Below are 19,049 nucleotides of genomic sequence, written 5' to 3'. Positions count from 1 at the left end.
GAAACGGACGCGTACACCACCGGAAACCAGACCCACCAAGGACCCGACCCCCGACTGGGGCGTTCATCTCGTGTTCTTAAACTTTACCAGTTTCCGGCGATCTCCGTCAAATCAACCGATCTGCCGTGAATCATCAAAACCTGCTAAAATTCGTTACCCCGTTTCCAGGGCAACCCCTCAAGCTTACCAGGCCAACCGGACAGATGCAACTTTGAGGCATCAACCGGGATGAACCGGACAGCGAGAGGATTGCGGGCACAGCCAGTCATCCGGAAGATTTTTTGGATCTCTCGGGGCCTGATCGCCGCCCAACGAGGGGAAACTCTAGCAGCATCCCAGGAGTGCCCGAGGCCACTTCGATAGTCGGTAAACCTTTCCCGCCTCTCAGCCATCCCAAACAGCGAGCGATTCGCGCCGGGGCAACCCGTCGGCAAGTCATCCGCAATCGCCACACGTTACGAAGAGGGTGCGGGACTCCCTCGGCGCCACCCCGGCGCCCGGGATCCCGCCCGTGGAGGTGGTCATCATGACGCGGTCGGAGTTCGACGACATCCGTGCTCACATCGCGGCCGAGAAGGGCGGCTCCGACGATCTCCTGCAGATCGCCGGCACCCTGCTCGACGACTTGGAGCAGGCGCGACTGCGCGAGGCGACGCTTCGCGCCCACTACCTTGGCCTGCTGACGGCCGCTCGGGCGACCGTCGCCGCGGAGGCGATCGGGGACGCCGACCCGTTGACATTCCTGCGGCACGAGTTGGGCAAGAAGGGGCAGCTTCCCGACGGCGACGAGGAGGTCCTGCGCATCCTGTCGGACGTCCGGTCGGCGGAGGCCCTGCTCGCCAACCTTGAGCAGCGGCCGGCGAGCCGCCCACGGGCGAGCGCTCGGATGCGCCGGTGTGGGGGCACCGCCCGCAGGCTGCCTCGCTGATCGATATTCCACGCCAAATCGGCACAGCAAGCTCACGTGTCGAGATGACTGGCTTTGCCGCGACATGAGAGTCGCCCTGGGAGACTTCCCCCATGTTGATGCGGGGGCTGAACTGGGCGGCTGTCACCTTGGTAGCGGTGTTCGGCATGCTCTGGCTGGGCGTGGTGGTCTTCGCCGCCACGGCCACGCCCGGGTGGCTGCGTGCCATCCAGATCGTCTTCAGCGTCGGCCTGCTCGGCTGGGCGGGTCGCAAGTCGTTGTCGCTGATCAGGGCCACCGCGTGGGCCGAGCGCGAGCGGGCGTGAGCTATTTGGCATCGGCGTAGCAGGAGACCGCGACGGCCTCCATCGGAATGCGCACGGGCGTCTGGCCGAACAGCAGCCGCGTGGCCTCCTCCGCCGCCCGGCTCACCGCCGCCGACACCTCCTGCACCACCTCTTCGGGGCAGTGGACCATCACCTCGTCGTGCTGGAAGAACACCAGCCTCGCGGGAGACGGCAGCAGCCCGCGCAGCAACGCCATCAGTGTGAGGGCCCACTCGGCCGCTGTCGCCTGCACGACGAAGTTGCGGGTGAAGCGCCCGCGGTCGCGGGCCGCGCGGCCGCCCTCGGGCCCGGAGACCAGGTTCAGCCAGTGCGCCGACGGCGGCGGGCACGTGCGCCCGAGCCAGGACCGCACCAGCCGGCCGTCCTCCCCGGCCTTGGCGGCCTCCTCGACGAAGGCGTAAGCGAGCGGGAACCGCTGCCGCATGATGGGCAGCAGCTTCGCGGCGTCGCCGCTGGTGCCCCCGTACATCGCGGACAGCATGGCGATCTTGGCGTTGTCGCGGGCTCCGCCGAACGCCTGCGCGAGGGCCGCGTACAGGTCGATCTCGCCGGCGGCGCGGGCCAGACCGCGATCACCGGCCATCGCCGCCAGCACCCGGGGCTCGAGCTGCGCCGCGTCGGCCACGACCAGCCTCCACCCCTCGTCGGCGACCACCACCCGGCGCATCACCTTGGGGATCTGCAACGCCCCGCCGCCGCTGGTCGCCCAGCGGCCCGAGACCACCCCCGCGACGACGTACTCGGGATGGAGCCGGTGGCGGCGGACCCACTGGTGGGCCCATGTCCAGCCGTGGGCGCTGTACAGCCGCGCGAGCTCCTTGTAGGCGAGCAGCGGCGCGACCGCCGGGTGGTCGACCTGCTTGAGCACATGGGACCTGGTCGAGGCGACGCTGAGGCCGGCCGACTTGAACGCCTTGACGATCTGCTGCGGTGAGTCGGGGTTGACCGTCTGCCCGAAAGCCGCGCTCACCTGGTCGGCGAGGGCCTGGAGCTTGGCCGGGCGCATGCCGTGCACGGGCCTCGGGCCGAGCAGTTCGCTCAGCAGCTCATCGTGCAGGTCCTCGCGCCAGGGCATGCCGTCGTGGCTCATCTCGGCCGCGATCAGCGCCCCGGCGGACTCGGCGGCGACGAGCAGACGGAACCGGCCCGGATGCTCGGCGGCCTCGATGCGCCTGAGCTGGTCGGCGTACACCTCGCTCACGTCGACCTCGGCCGGCTCGGGCTCGAAGAGCGTGTCCTGGACGGCGTGCGGACCGGCCTCGTCCACGGGCACCGGCAGGCCGCGCAGCCGCGCGTAGGCGGCCTGCGCCGACCTGGGCTCGCCGTACCTGCCCTCGTGGGCGAGCAGTAGTGACTCGGTGAGGGTGACGTCGTGGCAGCGTGCCACCCGGACCCCCTTGGCGATCAGCGGAGGGTAGAGGGCGCGCGTGTCGGCCCAGACCCACCGGGGGCGCGCGGAGCGCTCGAGATCGCCGACGGCCCGTGCGAGATCGCCCACCCGCCTGGCATGCTCCCCCGAGGGCCGCAGCGTGCCGCCCTCCGCGTCCGCCGTCACCGCGATCCGCATAGCGGCAGACTATCCGAGAGGGCCGACAGCGTTCGATCACAGGTTCGATTGCGCCGTTCGCGCCGCGGAAGCGGCGTGGGCGGCGGGAAGCAGGGAGATCACATGCTCGCGCTGATCCGGGCCAGCCATCCGGGACCCACCGTGGTCGTCACGGCGATGGGCTCGGCCCTCGCGGCCGGCGTCGGCAGGGGCGCCGGCGGCACCCTGCTCGCCGGTGCGGCGGTGCTCAGCGGTCAGCTGTCGATCGGCTGGAGCAACGACTGGATCGACCGGAGGCGCGACCAGGCCATCGGCCGGGCCGACAAGCCGCTCGCCGCCGGGCCCGGCACTCCGGACGGGACAGGCGAGGGCCTGGCGCCCCGTACCGTCGCCCGCGCCGCGTTCGTGGCCCTGGCGGCGTGCGTGCCGCTGTCGCTGGCGAACGGCCTCGCGGCCGGGCTCGTACACCTGGCCGCCGTGGCGTGCGGCTGGCTGTACAACCTGCGGCTCAAGGCCACGGCGGCCTCGCCGCTCCCCTTCGCCGCCGCCTTCGGGCTGCTCCCGGCGTTCATCACCCTCGGGCTGCCCGGGCACCCGTGGCCGGCCGCGTGGGCCATGGCGGCCGGGGCGCTGCTCGGCATGGGCGCCCACTTCGCCAACGTGATCCCCGACCTGCCGGACGACCTCGCCCTCGGCGTGCGCGGCCTGCCGCAGCGCCTCGGGGCCACCGGCGCCCGCGTCGGCGCCGCCGTCCTGCTCGTGGCCGCGTCGGTCGTCATCGCCCTCGGTCCCGGCGGACATGCCGGCGCGCCCGCCGTGGCCGGCCTGGCGGCCGTCGTGCTGGCCCTGGGAGGCGGTCTGGCGGCCGCGCGGGGCAACCTGCGGCGGGCGGCCTTCGCGGTGACCGTCGCGGTCGCGGTGATCGATGTGGCGATGTTCGCCGCGCAGGGCGCCCGGCTGGTCTGAAAGCCGCCGCCGCGGGGAGCCGGTGAGGCCGGGAAACGGGAAAGGCCCTGGTCACATCTCTGTGACCAGGGCCTTCGTGGTAGCGGGGGTAGGATTTGAACCTACGACCTCTGGGTTATGAGCCCAGCGAGCTACCGAGCTGCTCCACCCCGCGTCGGCTTGCATTGAAGAGACTATCGGCCGTGGAGAGCACTGGCAAATCGTCGCGCCTCGCCGGTCTCGGGCCGGGAGCCTCGCGGCCCCCGGCCCGAGAGCGGGCTACGAACTCGGCGCGGGTGAGGCGCTCGGTGTCGGCGTGGCCGAGACCGACGCGGGGTTGGGTGTGGTCGTCGCCGACGGGGACGCGGACGGAGAGGCCGCCGGCGTGGCGGCGTTCTGCTTGTCCAGTGCCGACTGCAGCTGCTTCAGCGCGTCGGCGAGCCGCTTCTGCGCCTCGCCGTACGCCGCGAAGTCACCGCTCTTGATGGCCTTCTGGCCGTCGTCGTAGGCCTTCTGTGCGTTGTTGTAGGCGGTGGCGAGGTCGGTGGTGACCACGCTCGTCTGCGGCTCGCCGGGCGTCGTCGGGTTGGACGGCGTCTGCGCGCTCTGCCCGAAGACCTGGTCCAGCGCGTCCTTGAGCGTGTTGCCGACGCCGACGTCGTTGCCGAACATCACCAGCACGCGGAACAGGGTCGGGTAGCGCGCGGAGTTCTGCACCTTCGGCTGGACGTAGACCGGCTGGACGTACAGCAGGCCGCCGCCGAACGGCAGCGTGAGCAGGTTGCCGTTCAGCGTCTCGGTGGTGCCGCCGATGCGCAGATCGTTGAGGACGCTCGCCGCCTTGGTGTCGAAGGCGTTCTGCGCCTGTTTGGGACCGCGGATCGTCGTCTCACTGGGGAGTTGCAGGATGCGGATCTTGGTGTCCGCACCGCCCGTCGCGTCCACCGACATGAACGCCGCCAGGTTGTCCCGGTTGTTGGGCACCATGGTGGTGGTCAGCGAGAACTTCGGATCGGTCTCGTTCGGCATCCGCATCGTCACGTAGTACGGCGGCTGCTTGGTCTTGGAACTTGCCGGGTCCTCGGGGACCTTCCAGAAGTCCTGGCCGCCGTAGAAGGCGTCGGGGTTGGTCACGTGGTACTGGCCGAGGACGTCGCGCTGCACCTTGAAGAGGTCTTCGGGGTAGCGCAGGTGGTCCATCAGCTGCGGGGGGATCTTCGACTTGGGCTGGATGACGCCGCCGAAGGCCTTCTCCCAGGTCCTGAGCAGCGGGTCGTTGTCGTCCCAGCTGTACAGCGTGACGGTGCCGTCGTAGGCGTCCACCGTCGCCTTGACCGAGTTGCGGATGTAGTTGATCTGGTCCCGGGGCTGCTGCGGCGTCAGGAACCGGTCGGTGGAGGTGTCGCGGGTCATGTCGCCGAAGCTGCGGCGCTGAGAGTAGGGGTAGTCCTCCGACATGGTGTAGCCGTCGATGATCCACTGGACGCGGTTGTTGACGATCGCGGGGTACGGGTCGCCGTCCAGGGTGAGGAACGGGGCGACCTGCTGGACCCGCGACCTCGGGTCCCGGTTGTACAGGATGCGCGACTGGTCGTTGATGCTGGACGACAGGAGCATGTTGGTCTCGCCGTACTTGGCGGCGTAGAGCATGCGGGTGAAGAAGTTGCCGATGGGCACGCCGCCCTTGCCGCGGTAGGTGGTGTTCACCTGGCCGCTGCCCTGGCCGTTGCCGCTCTGCTCGGGATAGTCGAGCTCGATGTTCTTGCCGCCGCCGACGATCGAGTAGTCGGGAGAGTGCTCGCCGAAGTAGATGCGCGGCTCGAAGGAGCCGAGGCCGTTGGTCGGCGGGATGTCCTTGACCAGGAAGTCGGGGTTGCCCTGGGGATCGGTCTTGCTGCCAGGGCTGGCGACGAAGCCGAAGCCGTGGGTGTAGACCAGGTGGTCGTTGATCCAGTTGCGGTCGGGCGGCCGGCCGATCTCGCGCACCGCGACGACCGTGTCACGCGACACCCCGTCGATGGTGTACCGGTCGACGTCGAGCGACTCGGGGAACTGGTAGTAGCCCTTGATCTGCTGGAGCTGCTCGTAGGTCGCGGGCAGCACCGTCGGGTCGAGCAGGCGGACGCCCGGGATCGTGGAGGCCTCGCTCGCGATCTCCTGCTGGCTGCCCTGCGTCTTGGCGCTGTACGGCGTGACCTCGGTGGAGGCCACGCCGTAGGCATCTCGGGTGGCCCTGATGTTGCTGTCGATGAACTGCCGCTCTTTGCTCTGCTGGTTCGGCTTGACCTGGAACTGCTCGACCAGGACCGGGTAGACGCCGCCGACCAGGACGGCCGACAGCACCAGGAGGCCGAGGCCGACGCCCGGCAGCATGCCGCCGGGCCGGATGACGCCGGCGAAGAAGAGCACGGCGCAGATCAGCGCGATGATCGCCAGGATGCTCTTGGCGGGCAGCACGGCGTTCACGTCGGTGTAGGAGGCGCCGAACACCTTGCCGCGGTCGGAGAAGACCAGCCCGTAGCGGTCGACCCAGTAGGCCACGGCCTTCAGCAGCACGAACAGGCCGACCAGCACCGAGAGGTGGACACGGGCGGCGCGCGTGGCGTGCAGGCCGGGCGAGTTGAGCCGGAAGCCGCCGTACAGGTAGTGGACGATCGCCGCGGCGATGATCGAGATGATCACCGCCGTGAACAGGAAGTTCAGCACCATCCGGATGAACGGATAGGTGAACATGAAGAACGAGACGTCCATCTTGAACAGCGGGTCGACCTTATCGAACGGCGTCCCGTTGATGAACAGGAGCCAGGTCTTCCACTGGCCGGCGGTGGAGGACCCGGTGAACAGGCCCAGGACCGCCAGTCCGACGATGAAGATCATCTTGCGGTGCGGGTCGAGCGCCGCGCGGTAGCGGTCGGCGCCCTGCGCGGAGCCGCCGAACATGCCGATGCCGAACAGCGGCCGCGACCGGAAGGCGATGAGGATGTTCCCGCCGACGATGCCGCCCATCAGCAGCGCGCCGAAGACGAACAGCAGCAACTGGGTCACCAGCATCGTCGAGAACACCGTGGTGTAGCCGACCGAGTCGAACCACAGCCAGTCGGTGAAGATGCCGGCGAAGACGAAGAAGAAGATGACGATCGCGACCAGAGTGATCGCGACGGGCACGAGAAGCCGCGGCCGGCGGGGCAAACGCATCGCCCGACCCGCGCCGGGGTTCCGGAAGGTCAAGGCCCACCCCTAGATTTCACGAGTAACGGTCCGTGTCTTGGCAACCTACACCGGTGATGGCGCGGTCACGCTCCGAGCCCTGGGCGCCGCCGGAGCACAACGTGCGCCGGGTTCGCCGGCGGACGCCCCCTGTCGAAGGCCGCCCGCGGGCAGGGTCGGAGATCGTGCGGCGCCCCTGGATGAGACGCGCGTGTCCACGTGGCCCAACGCCCCGGACGGGCGGCGGGTTCCCCGCGGCGCGGTCGCGTGCGGCGATCACGTCGGCCACCGCGTCATCGGGACGAGCACCTCGGCACCGGCCCGGAACCCGTGCGCAACGCCTCGATCGCCTGGACGGCCTCGTGCATGGTGGAGACCTTGACCAGGCGCAGGCCCTTGGGCACGGCGGGAACGGCGTCGTCGCAGTTGTCGGCGGGGGTCAGGAAGACCGTCGCGCCGGCGTCGCGGGCGCCGACCATTTTCTGCTGGATGCCCCCGATCGGGCCGACCTTGCCGTCCGGCGTGATCGTGCCGGTGCCGGCGATCGACTTGCCGCCGGTGAGCTCGCCGGGGGTGAGCTTGTCGTAGATGCCGAGCGAGAACATCAGCCCGGCGCTCGGCCCGCCGACGTCGCCGACGTTGACGGTGACCTCGAACGGGAACTTGTAGCGCGTGCCGCCCATCATCACCCCGACGATGGGGCCGTCCTTGCCGGCGACGGTGCCGACCTGGACGTTCATCGGCTTGCCGTCGCGCACGATGCCGAAGTCGACCTGCTCGCCCGTCTTGTGCTTGCGGACCAGCGCCCCGACCTCGTCGACGGTGCGCACCGGAGTGCCGTCGACCGTCGCTATGCCGTCCCCCGCGCGCAGCTTGCCGTCGGCGGGCCTGCCCTTCTGGGCGCTGGCCACGGCCACGAGGTAGCCGACCGGGATCTTCAGCTCGTTCAGCGCCGCCGCGGTGGCGTCCTGCTGGGAGCTGCTCATCTCCTGGGTGTTCTGCTGCTCGACCTCTTTGACCGACACCGTCTTGGGGAAGATCGTCTCTTCCGGGACGACGGCGACCGTCGGGTCCATCCAGCCGCGCAGGGCCGTGAGCAGGTCGATGTGCGCGTCGGGGCCGCCCTGGTAGGCGACGGTGACCAGGCTGAGCTTGCCCGAGGTCGGGTAGGTCTGATGGCCCGAGATGCTGATGACCGGCTTGCCCTTCACGTCGCCGAGGGTGTTCTCGGTCGGGCCCGGGCTCAGCGCGACGTACGGCACCGGAAGCAGCGCGCCCGCCCCACCCAGCACGAGCGTGAGGACGCCCGCCATCATCAACGTCAGACGTCGTCGGGACATGGTGGCAACTCTATGCGCTTACCACGTCGGTGGTTACGCGGACACACACAGGGCGGACATCCAGGTCAATCGCAGCTTCCGGCGGGGCGGATCACCCGCCGGCGCCGACCCACTCGGTGGAGCCGTCGGTGAACACCTGGTGCTTCCAGATCGGGACCTCGCTCTTCAGGTCGTCGATCAGGCGGCGGGACGCCTCGAACGCCTCGCCCCGGTGCGCGGCGGCCACCGCGACGATCACCGCGGCGTCGCCGAGCTCGAGCTCGCCGACCCGGTGGACGGCCGCGAGCGCCGTGACCGGGAAGTCCGCGGCGACCTTCTCGGCCACGCGGCGCAGCTCGGCCTCGGCCGTCGGATGCGCCGAGTACGACAGCAAGGTCACCGGCTTGCCGTTGTCATGATCGCGCACGGTGCCGACGAAGAGCGTCGTCCCCCCGGCCCCGTGGTCGCCGACGGCGGCGAGCACCTCTTCCACCGACAGCGGAGTGTCCCGAATGCCCAGCAAACGAATGGCGGTCACCCCTCGAAGCCTACTGTGTCGCCCCCCACATCCGGTCTCTCCCGCCCCCGCCGCGTCCCGAGCCCGCCGAGCGCAGCGAGGCCACGCAAGCACGATCAGATGCGGCGGCGTCTGCGGGCCCGGCGGACGATGGCGGCGGTGCCGATGACCGCGACGGTGGCCCCGGCGGCGGTCAGGGTGGCCTCCTTGCCCGGCAGGCGGCGGCCGACGACCGCGTGGCGGCCCTCGCGCAGCTCCAGGAGCTGCTGGAACGCCGCTTCGTTGGTCCAGGCGGGCTTCCACCCGGCCGCGCGCAGGGAGGCGCAGTCGACCACCCACGGGTAGACGACGTAGTGCAGGTCGGTCGCGGGGGCCGGGGTGATGCCGAGCCGGTGCAGGCGCTGGGCGGTGCCGAAGGTGAGCCCGGCGGGCAGCTCGAAACGCCGCAGGCCCGACAGCTCCTCGACCTGCTCCATCTCCAGCCATCCGTCGCTGCCCACGGTGACCACCCCCGAGACCTGGCCGAGCGCCGCGAGCTCCAGCGCCGAGACCAGGTCTTCGACGTGGCAGAACTGCCAGCGCGGGGCGGAGCCCTTGACCGTGAGCAGGCGGGGCGCCTCGAAGTGGCGGGTGACCACGGTGTCCACACCGGCGCCGACGACGGCGGCCGGCCGCAGCACGGTGACCTCGAGGCCCGGATGGCTGCGCAGGGCGCGGCGCACGAGCGCCTCGATCTCCAGGTGGTCGCCGACGACGCCGGAGTCGGGCTCGGCGGCGACCGGCGCGTCCTCGGGCAGCGGGACGTGGTTGTCCGGCGCCGCCCCGTAGACCATGGCGCTGGTCACGACGACCACCCGCCGGACGCGCGCGGCGGCCGAGGCGGTGAGCACCGTCTGGGCGGCCCGCAGGTTGTACCCGCGGCGCTCGCCCGGGTCGGAGTCGAGCCGGTAGTCGGCGGCCAGATGCACCAGCACGTCGACGTCGGAGATGCGGTTCGCCAAGAGCGGATCTCGGACGTCGATCACCCGCCAGGTGACGTCCGCGACGTCCCCTCGCTGATCGTCGATCGCCACGACGCGGCGGAAATCCGCAGACGAGGCGACCCGGGAGAGGAACTCCCTCCCCAGACCGGATGCCGCGCCCGTGACGGCGACGACCGGCGGGCGGAGGCGTTTCGAGGTAGTCACGAGGTCCTCACTTTGCACTGATCCGCCCTGCGACGGATAACGTGGCGGATGTGGACTCCTCCATCCTGCACGAGGTAGAGCGGTGACTGACCTGCCAGGTCGCGAAAACGACCCCAACGAGAATCCGTTCGCGATGTTCGGCGATCCGGAGCAGATGGCCGCGGCCATGCGCCAGTTCGCCGACATGCTCTCGGCTCCGGCGGGCTCCGGTCCCGTCAACTGGGACATGGCCAAGAACATCGCCCGCCACGCCGTGGTCGCCGAAGGCGATCCGAGCGTCATGGAGGGGGAGCGCCGCCAGATCGTCGACGCGCTCCGCCTCGCCGACCTCTGGCTGAACGAGGTGACCGAGCTGCCGAGCGGGCTGACCGCGCCCGAGGCGTGGAGCCGCTCGGAGTGGATCGAGAAGACCGTCCCGGTGTGGAAGCAGCTGTGCGACCCGATCGCCGAGCGCATGGTCGACACCATGGGCGGCGCTCTGGGCGGCGCCGGGCTCGGCGGGCTCGGCGGCGACCAGGCGATGGCCGCGCAGCTCGGGCCGCTGATGGGCATGATGCGCCAGATGGGCGGCATGATGGTCGGCAGCCAGATCGGCCAGGCCCTCGGCGCGCTGGCCCCCGAGGTCATCGGCTCCTCCGACATCGGGCTGCCGTTGTCGGACACCGCCGCGCTGCTGCCGGGCGGCATCGCCGCCTTCAGCCACGGCCTGGAGATCCCCTCCGAGGAGATCCGCCTCTACCTGGCGCTCAGGGAGGCCGCGCACCATCGGCTGTTCCAGCACGTCCCGTGGTTGCGCACCCAGCTGTTCGGCGCCGTCGAGGAGTACGCCAAGGGCATCACCGTGGACACCTCCGCCCTGGAGGAGCAGATCCGCGGGCTGGACATCAGCAACCCCGAGCAGATCCAGGAGGCTCTGAGCGGCGGCGCGCTGCTCAAGCCCGAGGAGACCGAGCGTCAGAAGGTCGCGCTGTCGCGGCTGGAGACCATCCTCGCCCTGGTCGAGGGCTGGGTCGGCACGGTGGTCGACGCCGCCGCCGAAGGCAAGCTGCCCTCGGCCGCCGCCCTGTCGGAGACCATGCGCCGCCGCCGGGCGACCGGCGGGCCCGCCGAGCGCACCTTCGCCACGCTCGTGGGTCTTGAGCTGCGTCCACGCCGGCTGCGCGAGGCCGCCGCGCTGTGGCAGGCCCTGGCCGCCGCCCGCGGCGTCGACGGGCGCGACGCGGTGTGGTCCCACCCCGATCTGATGCCGGTCGCCGCAGACCTGGACGACCCCGAAGCGTTCGTCCGCGGCGACACCAAGCTCGACCTGTCGGCGTTCGAGCAGGACCAGGCGCCGCAGGACGGTCCGGGCGGGGAAGAGCCCGGCGAGGACGGCCCGGGACGCGGGTCCGCGGGGCCCGGCGAAGGGTGACGCTCCACGAGCGGGCGCTGGCCGCGCTGTCCGGCTGGTCCGCGCCGACCTCCGGCGAGGAGTCGCTCCGCGAGGAGTTCCTCTCGCACCTGGGCCGGTACGACGACGCCATGTGGCGCTCGTGCGCGCCGGGGCACCTGACGGCCACCACCGCGGTGCTCTCGCACGACGGGTGCAAGGTGCTGCTCACCTTGCACCCGAAGGCCGGGATGTGGCTGCCCATGGGCGGGCACTGCGAGCCGGCCGACCTGTCGCTGGAGGAAGCCGCGCTGCGCGAGGCGACGGAGGAGTCCGGCATCGCGGGCCTGCGGCTCCTGCCCGGCCCGCTCGCGCTCGACCGGCACCGGGTGTGGTGCCATCCCCCGCACAGCTGGCACCTGGACGTCGAGTACGGCGCCGTGGCGCCGCCGGGCGCCGAATTCGTGATCAGCGAGGAGTCGCTGGAGCTTCGCTGGGTGCCCGTCGAGGACATCCCCGAGCCGACGGACGAGGCGACCCGCCGGCTCGCGCGCCGCGCCCGCGCGCTGCTGCTGGACGCGAGCCCGCAGCGGCCCGCCTGAGATCTCTGCTTCTCCGGTGACACGAGGTCCGCGCGCCGCGTCTTCACGCGGGTCATACACAGGCTGGATAGGCTCTAGAGGTACTGCCGAAGCATGCCCGGGGGACTGGTGAACATCACGACCGACACACCGGTGGGGGGCGTGATCGTGACCCCGTCCCGGCGCCTCCGCCTCCGCGTTTCCGGGAAGCTCGCCTGGCTCGCGGTGACCCCGTTCGCCGCCTGGGCCGTATGGCGGCTCGGCGGCCTGGAGCGTGGATCGTTCCCGGCGCAGATCATGACCGCGACTCCGTACGCCGCGGCGGGCTCGCTCCTGCCGGTCCTGCTCGGGGTCCTGTCACGCAGAAAGGCCGTGACCGCGGTGGCCCTGGCGACGACCGCCGCGCTCGGCGTCAGCGTGCTGCCCCGCGCGTTCGGGGACGCGCCGGTCGCGCAGGCGTCCTCCGGGGTGCCGTTCACGATCATGACGTCGAACCTCTTCTTCGGCCACGGCGACGCCCAGACCGTGGTGGACCTGGTGCGCCGCCACCGCCCCGACGTCCTGAACACCCAGGAGCTCACTCCGGGGGCCGTGGAGGCCCTGGACGCCGCGGGGCTGAAGGACCTCATGCCCTACCGCTACCTGCAGGACGAGTGGAGCGCTGCGGGCAGCGGCATCTTCTCCCGCCATCCGATCACCCGCCTGGACGGTCTGTTCCAGGTCATCGGGCACAACATGCCGGCGGCCAAGCTCACCCTGCCGGGCGGCGCGCAGGTCCAGATCGTCGACGTGCACACTCTGCCGCCGCTGGGTCCGCAGGTCACCCAGTGGACCGAAGGGCTGCGCGCGCTGCCGGCGGGGCCGGTGTCGGGGCCGTTCCGCATCCTGGCGGGCGACTTCAACGCCAGCCTCGACCACGCCGAGATGCGCAAGGTCGTCGCGCGCGGGTACCGCGACGCGGGCGACACCGCCGGGGGCGGCCTGACTCCGACCTGGCCGGCGAACAAGAAGCTGCCGCCGCTGATCACCATCGACCACGTGCTCGCCGACCGGCGCATCTCGGTGCTCGGCTACCACGTGTACACCGTCCCGCGCACCGATCACCGCGCGGTCATCACCGAGCTGTCCCTGCCGGCCGCCGGCTGACCCCCTGCCGGCCCGGCGGCCCTCACCGCCGGGGCGCTTGGCGGGGCGTCATCGGCCGGTGAGCAGGGCCCGGGTGTTGTCCCAGCCTTCCAGGCCCGGGTCCAGCCGGGCGACGTCCGCGGGGACGCGCAGCCGGTGCCAGCCGGGGCCGGTGGCGACCATCCGTCTGCCGGGCGCCTGCGCGCGCAGCCGCGCGACCACGTCGTCCTCCTCCAGCCCGGCCTTCGCCCAGTCGGGGAACGGCAGCCGGGCCGCCATCGCCACGGCCCCGCCGCCCTCGGCCGGGCAGACCGCGATGGGTGCGCGGCCGAGTTCGCGGAACAGCTTGCCGATCAGCAGCGGGGGCAGGTCGGGTGCGTCGCCGCTGATCACGACGGCCTCCTCGCCGTACGGCGCGAGCGCGGCGAACGCCTCGGCGACGCCGCCGGAGTCCGGCAGTGCGATCACCCGGGTGCCGGGCCAGGCGAGGTCCTCGAGCCCGTCGACGCCGGCGGCCAGGATGACGGGCTCGACCAGGTCAAGCCCGGCGACGATCTCGTAGGTGTCCTCGGCCAGGGCCAGCAGGAACTCTCCGGAGTCCACGCCGGGCGGGGCGCCCTTGCCCATGGCCGGAGTGACCAGGACCGCGGCCTGCCTCATCGGGCTCCGGCGGTGGCCGCCACCCCTGTGGCGAGACGGCCGTCGCGCGGGTTCAGCATTCCTCGACCGTACCGTTCGCCGCCATGGAGTACCCCTCCAGGAACCCGCGTGCCCGTTCGGCCCTGGGATAGCGCTCGACGAGGGCCCAGAACCGGGGACCGTGGCTGGGAACCAGCAGGTGGACCAGCTCGTGCATGATGACGTAGTCGACGACCCAGGCGGGCATGCCGCGCAGGCGCGTCGACAGCCGGATGGTGCCGTGGTCGGGGGTGCACGACCCCCAGCGGTGCCGCTGGTTCTCCGCCCACCGCACGCTCGAGGGCACCGCCTTGCCGTCCAGGTAGCGCACGGCGAGATCGCGGGCCCGTTCGAGCAGGTCATCGTCGCTCGGGCGCCTGCGCTGCTCTTTGGCGGCGAGGCGATCGAGCATGCGCCGGACCCATTGTTCCTCGTCGGTGCGGCTCAGACCGGCAGGCAGCAACACGATGGTCTTGTCTCCATCGCGATATGCGGATACGGTCCGCCGGCGGCGTGCACTCCGGCGGACCTCGACTGTCTCGGGGGGCACATATGAACGGTAGCCGACAGTGCCGTATTTCCACAGGGGGTGAACAACGTTTTCCCTGGTCAATCAACGTTCGCCTGATGTTCAGTCAACACAGCGCCCTCATGTGTCCCACATGCCGCCGCCGACCACCGTGAATCCGCGCCGAACTTATCCACAGGTGGGGACAACGGCCGCCGGGCGGGGCGGTGTCCGTGGCAGGCTGCGCGATCGTGACCTCCTCTCCGCGGTTCCCCGCCGCTCCCCCTCCCCCGTCCCGCCGGCGGCCGCCCGCGCCACCCGCCCGGCCTCGGCTCAAGCCCGCACTGCGCCGCCTTCACCGTGACGACCGCACCCTCCAGCTGGGCGTCCACCCGTCGCGCGCGGTGGTGCTCACCGATCTGGAGCCGCGCGTGCGCCGCTTCGTCGAGGGCCTCGACGGCACGCGCACGCTGGAGGAGCTGATCGCCCGCGGTGACCTCGACGAGGCCACCGTCCGGCGGGTCGTGGCCCTGCTGTCCGAGCACGGCGTGCTGGACGACGCCGCCACGCGGCCCGCGCCGCTGCGCGACCTGACCTCCGGCGAACGCGCGCGGCTCGGGCCCGACCTCGACGCGCTGTCGCTGTCACCCGCCGACGCGGGCGACGGCGGGCTGTCGGCGTTCGGACGCCGCCGCGCGGCGCACGTCCGCGTGTACGGCGCCGGGCGGGTCGGCGCCCAGATCGCCGTGCTGCTGGCCGCCTCGGGCGTCGGGCACCTGTGCGTGGTCGATCCGGGCACGGCCCGGCACGAGGACGTCGTCCCCGGCGGGCTGTCGTTCGCCGACGCCGGCCACCGCAGGGAGGACGGCGCGGTGGCCGCCGCGCGCCGGGTGGCGCCGGGCGTCAACGCCTGGACCGGCGGCACCGCCTCCCAGCTCGCCGACGGCGCCAGCCGTCCCGACCTGGTCGTCCTGGCGCCGGTGGGCCCGCTGGACGGCCTCATAGCGCACGAGCTGGTCGCGCTGGGCATCCCGCACCTGCTGGCCGGCGCCGCGGAGGGCGTCGGTTCGGTCGGCCCGCTGGTGATCCCCGGAGTCACCTCGTGCCTGCGCTGCCTGGAGCTGATCCGCCGCGACCGCGACCCGTCGTGGCCCATGATCGGCGCCCGGCTGGGCGGGTTCCCGGCCGGTGAGATCGCCTGTGACACGGTGCTGTCAACGCTGGTCGCGGCGCATGCGGCCGGTCACGCACTGGGTTGTGTCGACGGCGCGGAGCCCACTGTGACGAACTGCACAGTCGACGTAATGCCTGATTGGGGTTGGAAAAAACGGTCGTGGGAGGCCCATCCGCAATGTCGTTGTAGTCGAAAGCACTTCGGTCCGCTAACAATGGTCGCGTGAGCGACTTCCCCCAACACGCAGTGACGCGTTCGGCCAAGCTGGCGACGCTCCCCTTGGGGTTCGCCGGCCGCACCGCCCTCGGCCTGGGCAAGCGCATCGGTGGGAAGTCCGCCGAGATCGTGGCGCAGGAGATCCAGCAACGCACCTCCGAGCAGATCTTCCGCGTCCTCGGCGAGCTCAAGGGCGGGGCCATGAAGCTCGGCCAGGCCCTTTCGATCTTCGAGGCGGCGCTGCCGCCCGAGATCGCCGGGCCCTACCGCGCCACGCTCACCAAGCTGCAGGACGCCGCGCCGCCCCTGCCGGCCGCGACGGTGCACGCCGTCCTCGCCGAACAGCTCGGCGACGACTGGCGCCGGCACTTCCAGAGCTTCGATGACGCTCCCACGGCCGCCGCCTCCATCGGCCAGGTGCACAAGGCCGTCTGGGAGGACGGGCGCGAGGTCGCCGTCAAGATCCAGTATCCAGGCGCGGGCAAGGCCCTGCTGTCCGACTTCAACCAGCTCGCCCGGTTGGGCAAGCTGTTCGGGGTTCTGCTTCCGGGGCTGGACATCAAGGCCGTGCTCGGCGAGCTGAGAGAGCGGGTCACCGAGGAGCTCGACTACCTGCGCGAGGCGGAGGCCCAGCACGGCTTCGCCACCGCCTACCACGGCGACCCCGATTTCTTCGTGCCGGATGTCATCGCCGCGAACGAGCAGATCATCGTCACCGAGTGGCTGGACGGCACCCCGCTGTCGAAGATCATCACCGATGGCACCAAGGAGCAGCGCGACCGCGCCGGGCTGCTGTTCGTGCGGTTCCTGTTCAGCTCCCCCGCCCGCGCGGGCATGCTGCACGCCGACCCGCACCCGGGCAACTTCCGCGTCCTGCCGGACGGCCGGCTGGGCGTGCTCGACTTCGGAGCGGTCAACCGCATGCCCGACGGCTATCCGGAGGTCTTCGGCACGCTCACCCGCATCTTCAACCAGGGCGACATGCGCGCCGTCGTCCAGGGATTGCGCGACGAGGGGTTCATCCGCCCCCACATCGAGGTCGACGTCGAGGCGCTGCGGGCCTTCCTCGCCCCCTATGTCGAGCCGACCCGGGTGGAGGAGTTCACCTTCAGCCGCGAGTGGCTGCAGCGGCAGGTCGCGACGGTCACCGACCTGCGGCCGAACAACGTCGTGCGCCAGCTCAACCTGCCCCCCTCCTACGTCCTGATCAACCGGGTGCACGCGGCCGGCATCGGAGTGCTGTGCCAGCTCGGCGCCACGGCCCGCTTCCGCGACGAGGTCGTCCGCTGGGTTCCCGGCTTCGCCGACGGCCCTCCCGCCTCCGCCTAGGTCTGTGCCGATCCAGGTTCACGCGGCGGCGCGCTGTCCGATCCCTCCTCCTACGCTGTGTGTGTGACGACCGAACGCACACCCGATGACGCGTCGCGATCCGGCCCGCCGGTCGGCGGTCGGCCGCGGAAGATCGGATGGGGGGCGCTCGCACTGTTCCTGGCGGCGTTCGCGGTCTTCGAGAGCGTCAAGTACGGCCTGCCCACCACCGCGGCCGCGCTGTTGTTCTTCGCGCTGTGCGACCTGGCGCGGCTCGCGGGGGTTCGTCCGCCCGGCATGCTCTACCAGGCCGTGCACCGCGTGTGGATCCCGCTCGTGGTGCTGATCGCCTACTCCCCGGGCCCGTCGCGTGGCCGCCGTTGTTCACCGCGGCCCTCGGGTGGCTTACCCGCATCACCGTCGAACGAGCCTTCGGTCGCGGATTCCCCCTCACCGATGGCTCGTCCCGTTCGTCCGATGCCGGCACACCGCCAACGGCGTCCTGACCACCCGACCTCACCCGCCGAGCCCGCCCCTCACAGCCGGTTCGGCCACGAGAGGGCGAGACGGGTGTGGGTCTTGTCGATGACCGTCCGGCCGTCCAGGGCGGCGTCCGGGGTGTCCCTCGGGTGGGCGTCCAGGCGGAGGTCGCCGGTCGCGGGACGTCCCGCGGCGTCCCACTCGCGGACGAGCGCGGCGAGGCGTTCGGCCGGCTCGCCGCCGGGCCCGTAGCCGTCGACGACCAGGGCGAAGCAGGAGTCGGCTCCCTCGCCGCGCCGCAGCACCGCGAGGCCGTCGTCGCCGAGGACGCCGTAGGTCAGCGTGTACCCCTCCATCGCCAGCGGCGCCCGTTCGAGCAGGCCGGAGGCGCCGCTCTCGGCCAGCGAGAACCAGCGCGGCTGGTGGACCGCCAGCCACAGGTTGAACCCGGCGCAGACCTCCGCCGTGCCCGCCGTCACGCCGGTCTCGCGTCCGGAGGCGGGGCCGGCCAGCAGGGCCCTGGTCGCGGCGGCGTCGAGGTCGCCTCCGGCCGGCGACTCCAGGATGAGCTGGGCGTCCCGGTCCAGCACGTACGTCCGCTCGGGACCGGCGGCCGGGCCGCGCATGCGCATGAAGCCGCAGGGCTGGATCGAGCGGCTGGTCCAGTGGCCCTCCGCACGCTCCAGGGCCACCGAGCACTGGACCCCGCGCAGGTCGAGCGGGACGACGACGCGCCCGCCGGAAGCGATCTGGTCCAGCCACGCGGGTTCGAGGTCCCACACCCCCACCGTGGCGATGACCCGGTCGTAGGGAGCGCGCGCGGCGAACCCCCGCGCTCCGTCCCCGCACACCACGTGGACGCCTGGGTGGCCGGCCGCCGTCAGGTGTGCTCGCGCGGCGTCGGCGACGTCCCGGTCGATGTCCACGCTCACCACCTCACCGCCGGGGCCGGTGAGGTGGGCAAGGAGCGCCGCGTTGTACCCGGTGCCCGCGCCGATCTCCAGCACCCGGTGGCCGGGCTCGACCCCGAGCTGGTCCAGCATGATCGCCATGATGGTCGGCTGGGAGGAGGAGCTGATCGGCCGGCCGTCGGCGTCCCGCTTGGTGACGATGGGCAGGTCGCGGTAGGCGGCCTCCGGCGGCGTGCCCGGCACGAACAGGTGCCGCGGCACCGACCGCAGCGCGGCCGCCACCGGCTCGCTGAGCGCCCCGCCGCGCTCGCGCACCCGCTCGACGAGCCTACGCCGCAGCCCGGCGAGGTCGGCGAGGTCGGCGAGGTCGGCGAGGTCGGCGCCGTCCGTGGCGGGACCTTCCTGGCGGACCATGGCGTTCTTCCCTCCGCTCGCGGGCGTACCCATCATCCCCGCGAACGGCGAAAGGAGCGAACCTGGCCGTCATCCGGAGAACACCGAAAGGGGCGGACCAGGCCGTGCGGGCCGGTCCGCCCCTGGGTCACCCGGTCGGGTGACGCGGCCACTCGGCGGGAGGCGGGTGGCCGGGCGGGGTGGGAGGTGAGAGCCCACCCTGGGAAGGGGCGGCCGCCCGGTGAGAGAGGAGCGGCCGCCCGAGGATCGTGCCGGTGATGAAGTTCACCAGGCCGGGCGTCGTGGCCGGCGTCGCCGTATCACGGCGCGC

General features: G+C 71.7%; 16 protein-coding genes and 1 tRNA gene. 8 read left to right on the top strand and 9 right to left on the bottom strand.

The features are described 5' to 3' along the window. Positions 1-526 precede the first annotated feature (526 nt). Together ACFQSB_RS38310 and ACFQSB_RS38305 are read left to right on the top strand one after the other, a co-directional pair. The gene (locus tag ACFQSB_RS38310; RefSeq protein ID WP_354840608.1) at positions 527-928 is read left to right on the top strand and encodes a hypothetical protein; all 402 of its coding nucleotides are present in this window, start codon (positions 527-529) and stop codon (positions 926-928) included. 92 nt (positions 929-1,020) lie between these two features. Beyond that, on the top strand, positions 1,021-1,233 hold the full coding sequence (locus tag ACFQSB_RS38305) for a hypothetical protein (RefSeq protein WP_380832098.1): 213 nt from the start codon (positions 1,021-1,023) through the stop codon (positions 1,231-1,233). A gap of 1 nt (position 1,234) precedes the next feature. On the opposite strand, the gene ACFQSB_RS38300 is transcribed toward ACFQSB_RS38305, so the two are convergent. Continuing rightward, positions 1,235-2,821 carry a bifunctional 3'-5' exonuclease/DNA polymerase gene (locus ACFQSB_RS38300; protein ID WP_380832097.1) on the bottom strand — a complete coding sequence of 529 codons (1,587 nt, stop codon included), beginning with the start codon at positions 2,819-2,821 and terminating at the stop codon, positions 1,235-1,237. Between the two features lie 102 nt (positions 2,822-2,923). On the opposite strand from ACFQSB_RS38300, the gene ACFQSB_RS38295 reads away from it, so the two are divergent. Further along, positions 2,924-3,766: a UbiA family prenyltransferase gene (locus ACFQSB_RS38295; protein WP_380832095.1), complete on the top strand. Its 843-nt coding sequence runs from the start codon at positions 2,924-2,926 to the stop codon at positions 3,764-3,766. 77 nt (positions 3,767-3,843) lie between these two features. Here ACFQSB_RS38295 and ACFQSB_RS38290 read toward each other — a convergent pair. From ACFQSB_RS38290 to ACFQSB_RS38270, 5 genes are all read right to left on the bottom strand, one after another. After that, positions 3,844-3,920, bottom strand: a tRNA-Met gene (locus ACFQSB_RS38290). Between the two features lie 104 nt (positions 3,921-4,024). Further along, complete coding sequence (locus tag ACFQSB_RS38285; RefSeq protein ID WP_380832094.1) at positions 4,025-6,940, bottom strand: UPF0182 family membrane protein; 2,916 nt, start codon at positions 6,938-6,940, stop codon at positions 4,025-4,027. 305 nt (positions 6,941-7,245) lie between these two features. Next, entirely contained in the window at positions 7,246-8,292 is a 1,047-nt protein-coding gene (locus ACFQSB_RS38280) for a YlbL family protein (protein ID WP_354840593.1), read from the bottom strand. A 91-nt stretch (positions 8,293-8,383) separates the two neighbouring features. Next, positions 8,384-8,809, bottom strand: a complete 426-nt coding sequence (locus ACFQSB_RS38275) for a molybdenum cofactor biosynthesis protein MoaE (RefSeq protein WP_380832092.1) — start codon at positions 8,807-8,809, stop codon at positions 8,384-8,386. A gap of 95 nt (positions 8,810-8,904) precedes the next feature. Next, the gene (locus ACFQSB_RS38270) at positions 8,905-9,993 is read right to left on the bottom strand and encodes an NAD-dependent epimerase/dehydratase family protein (RefSeq protein ID WP_354927384.1); all 1,089 of its coding nucleotides are present in this window, start codon (positions 9,991-9,993) and stop codon (positions 8,905-8,907) included. Between the two features lie 115 nt (positions 9,994-10,108). On the opposite strand from ACFQSB_RS38270, the gene ACFQSB_RS38265 reads away from it, so the two are divergent. The 3 genes from ACFQSB_RS38265 (at position 10,109) to ACFQSB_RS38255 (ending at position 13,071) form a co-directional block, all read left to right on the top strand. Beyond that, the gene (locus ACFQSB_RS38265; RefSeq protein ID WP_380832103.1) at positions 10,109-11,386 is read left to right on the top strand and encodes a zinc-dependent metalloprotease; all 1,278 of its coding nucleotides are present in this window, start codon (positions 10,109-10,111) and stop codon (positions 11,384-11,386) included. Next, complete coding sequence (locus tag ACFQSB_RS38260; RefSeq protein ID WP_380832091.1) at positions 11,383-11,946, top strand: NUDIX hydrolase; 564 nt, start codon at positions 11,383-11,385, stop codon at positions 11,944-11,946. Before ACFQSB_RS38265 ends, ACFQSB_RS38260 begins: the two co-directional genes overlap by 4 nt. A 93-nt stretch (positions 11,947-12,039) precedes the next feature. Then, on the top strand, positions 12,040-13,071 hold the full coding sequence (locus ACFQSB_RS38255; RefSeq protein WP_380832090.1) for an endonuclease/exonuclease/phosphatase family protein: 1,032 nt from the start codon (positions 12,040-12,042) through the stop codon (positions 13,069-13,071). A 48-nt stretch (positions 13,072-13,119) separates the two neighbouring features. On the opposite strand, the gene ACFQSB_RS38250 is transcribed toward ACFQSB_RS38255, so the two are convergent. Together ACFQSB_RS38250 and ACFQSB_RS38245 are read right to left on the bottom strand one after the other, a co-directional pair. Further along, positions 13,120-13,710 (bottom strand): hypothetical protein, encoded by a 591-nt coding sequence (locus ACFQSB_RS38250; protein ID WP_354927392.1) that lies wholly within the window; start codon positions 13,708-13,710, stop codon positions 13,120-13,122. Positions 13,711-13,762: 52 nt separating this feature from the next. Next, positions 13,763-14,278 carry a M48 metallopeptidase family protein gene (locus ACFQSB_RS38245; RefSeq protein WP_354840574.1) on the bottom strand — a complete coding sequence of 172 codons (516 nt, stop codon included), beginning with the start codon at positions 14,276-14,278 and terminating at the stop codon, positions 13,763-13,765. Positions 14,279-14,487: 209 nt separating this feature from the next. Between ACFQSB_RS38245 and ACFQSB_RS38240 the strand changes: the two genes are divergently transcribed. Continuing rightward, a complete protein-coding gene (locus ACFQSB_RS38240; RefSeq protein WP_380832088.1) occupies positions 14,488-15,636 on the top strand; it encodes a ThiF family adenylyltransferase in 1,149 nt (382 codons plus the stop codon). Next, positions 15,633-16,955, top strand: coding sequence for an ABC1 kinase family protein (locus tag ACFQSB_RS38235; protein ID WP_354840568.1), 1,323 nt, complete (start codon positions 15,633-15,635; stop codon positions 16,953-16,955). The genes ACFQSB_RS38240 and ACFQSB_RS38235 overlap by 4 nt, the downstream gene beginning before the upstream one ends. 515 nt (positions 16,956-17,470) lie before the next feature. Here the strand turns inward: ACFQSB_RS38235 and fxlM are convergent. Next, positions 17,471-18,739 (bottom strand): methyltransferase, FxLD system, encoded by a 1,269-nt coding sequence (fxlM, locus tag ACFQSB_RS38230; RefSeq protein ID WP_380832087.1) that lies wholly within the window; start codon positions 18,737-18,739, stop codon positions 17,471-17,473. Between the last annotated feature and the right edge of the window lie 310 nt (positions 18,740-19,049).

Origin of the sequence: Sphaerisporangium rhizosphaerae (assembly GCF_042665155.1) — a bacterium.
GTDB classification, from domain to species: domain Bacteria; phylum Actinomycetota; class Actinomycetes; order Streptosporangiales; family Streptosporangiaceae; genus Sphaerisporangium; species Sphaerisporangium rhizosphaerae.
The sequence above is the reverse complement of the archived record's forward strand: the minus strand, read 5'-3'. Positions and strand labels throughout refer to the sequence as shown.

Excerpts from the sequence above, each read along its gene's own strand:
- ACFQSB_RS38310 (WP_354840608.1), top strand. The coding sequence starts at position 527 with ATGACGCGGTCGGAGTTCGACGACATCCGTGCTCACATCGCGGCCGAG.
- ACFQSB_RS38305 (WP_380832098.1), top strand. The coding sequence starts at position 1,021 with ATGTTGATGCGGGGGCTGAACTGGGCGGCTGTCACCTTGGTAGCGGTG.
- ACFQSB_RS38300 (WP_380832097.1), bottom strand. The coding sequence starts at position 2,821 with ATGCGGATCGCGGTGACGGCGGACGCGGAGGGCGGCACGCTGCGGCCC.
- ACFQSB_RS38295 (WP_380832095.1), top strand. The coding sequence starts at position 2,924 with ATGCTCGCGCTGATCCGGGCCAGCCATCCGGGACCCACCGTGGTCGTC.
- ACFQSB_RS38285 (WP_380832094.1), bottom strand. The coding sequence starts at position 6,940 with ATGCGTTTGCCCCGCCGGCCGCGGCTTCTCGTGCCCGTCGCGATCACT.
- ACFQSB_RS38280 (WP_354840593.1), bottom strand. The coding sequence starts at position 8,292 with ATGTCCCGACGACGTCTGACGTTGATGATGGCGGGCGTCCTCACGCTC.
- ACFQSB_RS38265 (WP_380832103.1), top strand. The coding sequence starts at position 10,109 with ATGTTCGGCGATCCGGAGCAGATGGCCGCGGCCATGCGCCAGTTCGCC.
- ACFQSB_RS38255 (WP_380832090.1), top strand. The coding sequence starts at position 12,040 with ATGCCCGGGGGACTGGTGAACATCACGACCGACACACCGGTGGGGGGC.
- ACFQSB_RS38250 (WP_354927392.1), bottom strand. The coding sequence starts at position 13,710 with ATGAGGCAGGCCGCGGTCCTGGTCACTCCGGCCATGGGCAAGGGCGCC.
- fxlM (WP_380832087.1), bottom strand. The coding sequence starts at position 18,739 with ATGGTCCGCCAGGAAGGTCCCGCCACGGACGGCGCCGACCTCGCCGAC.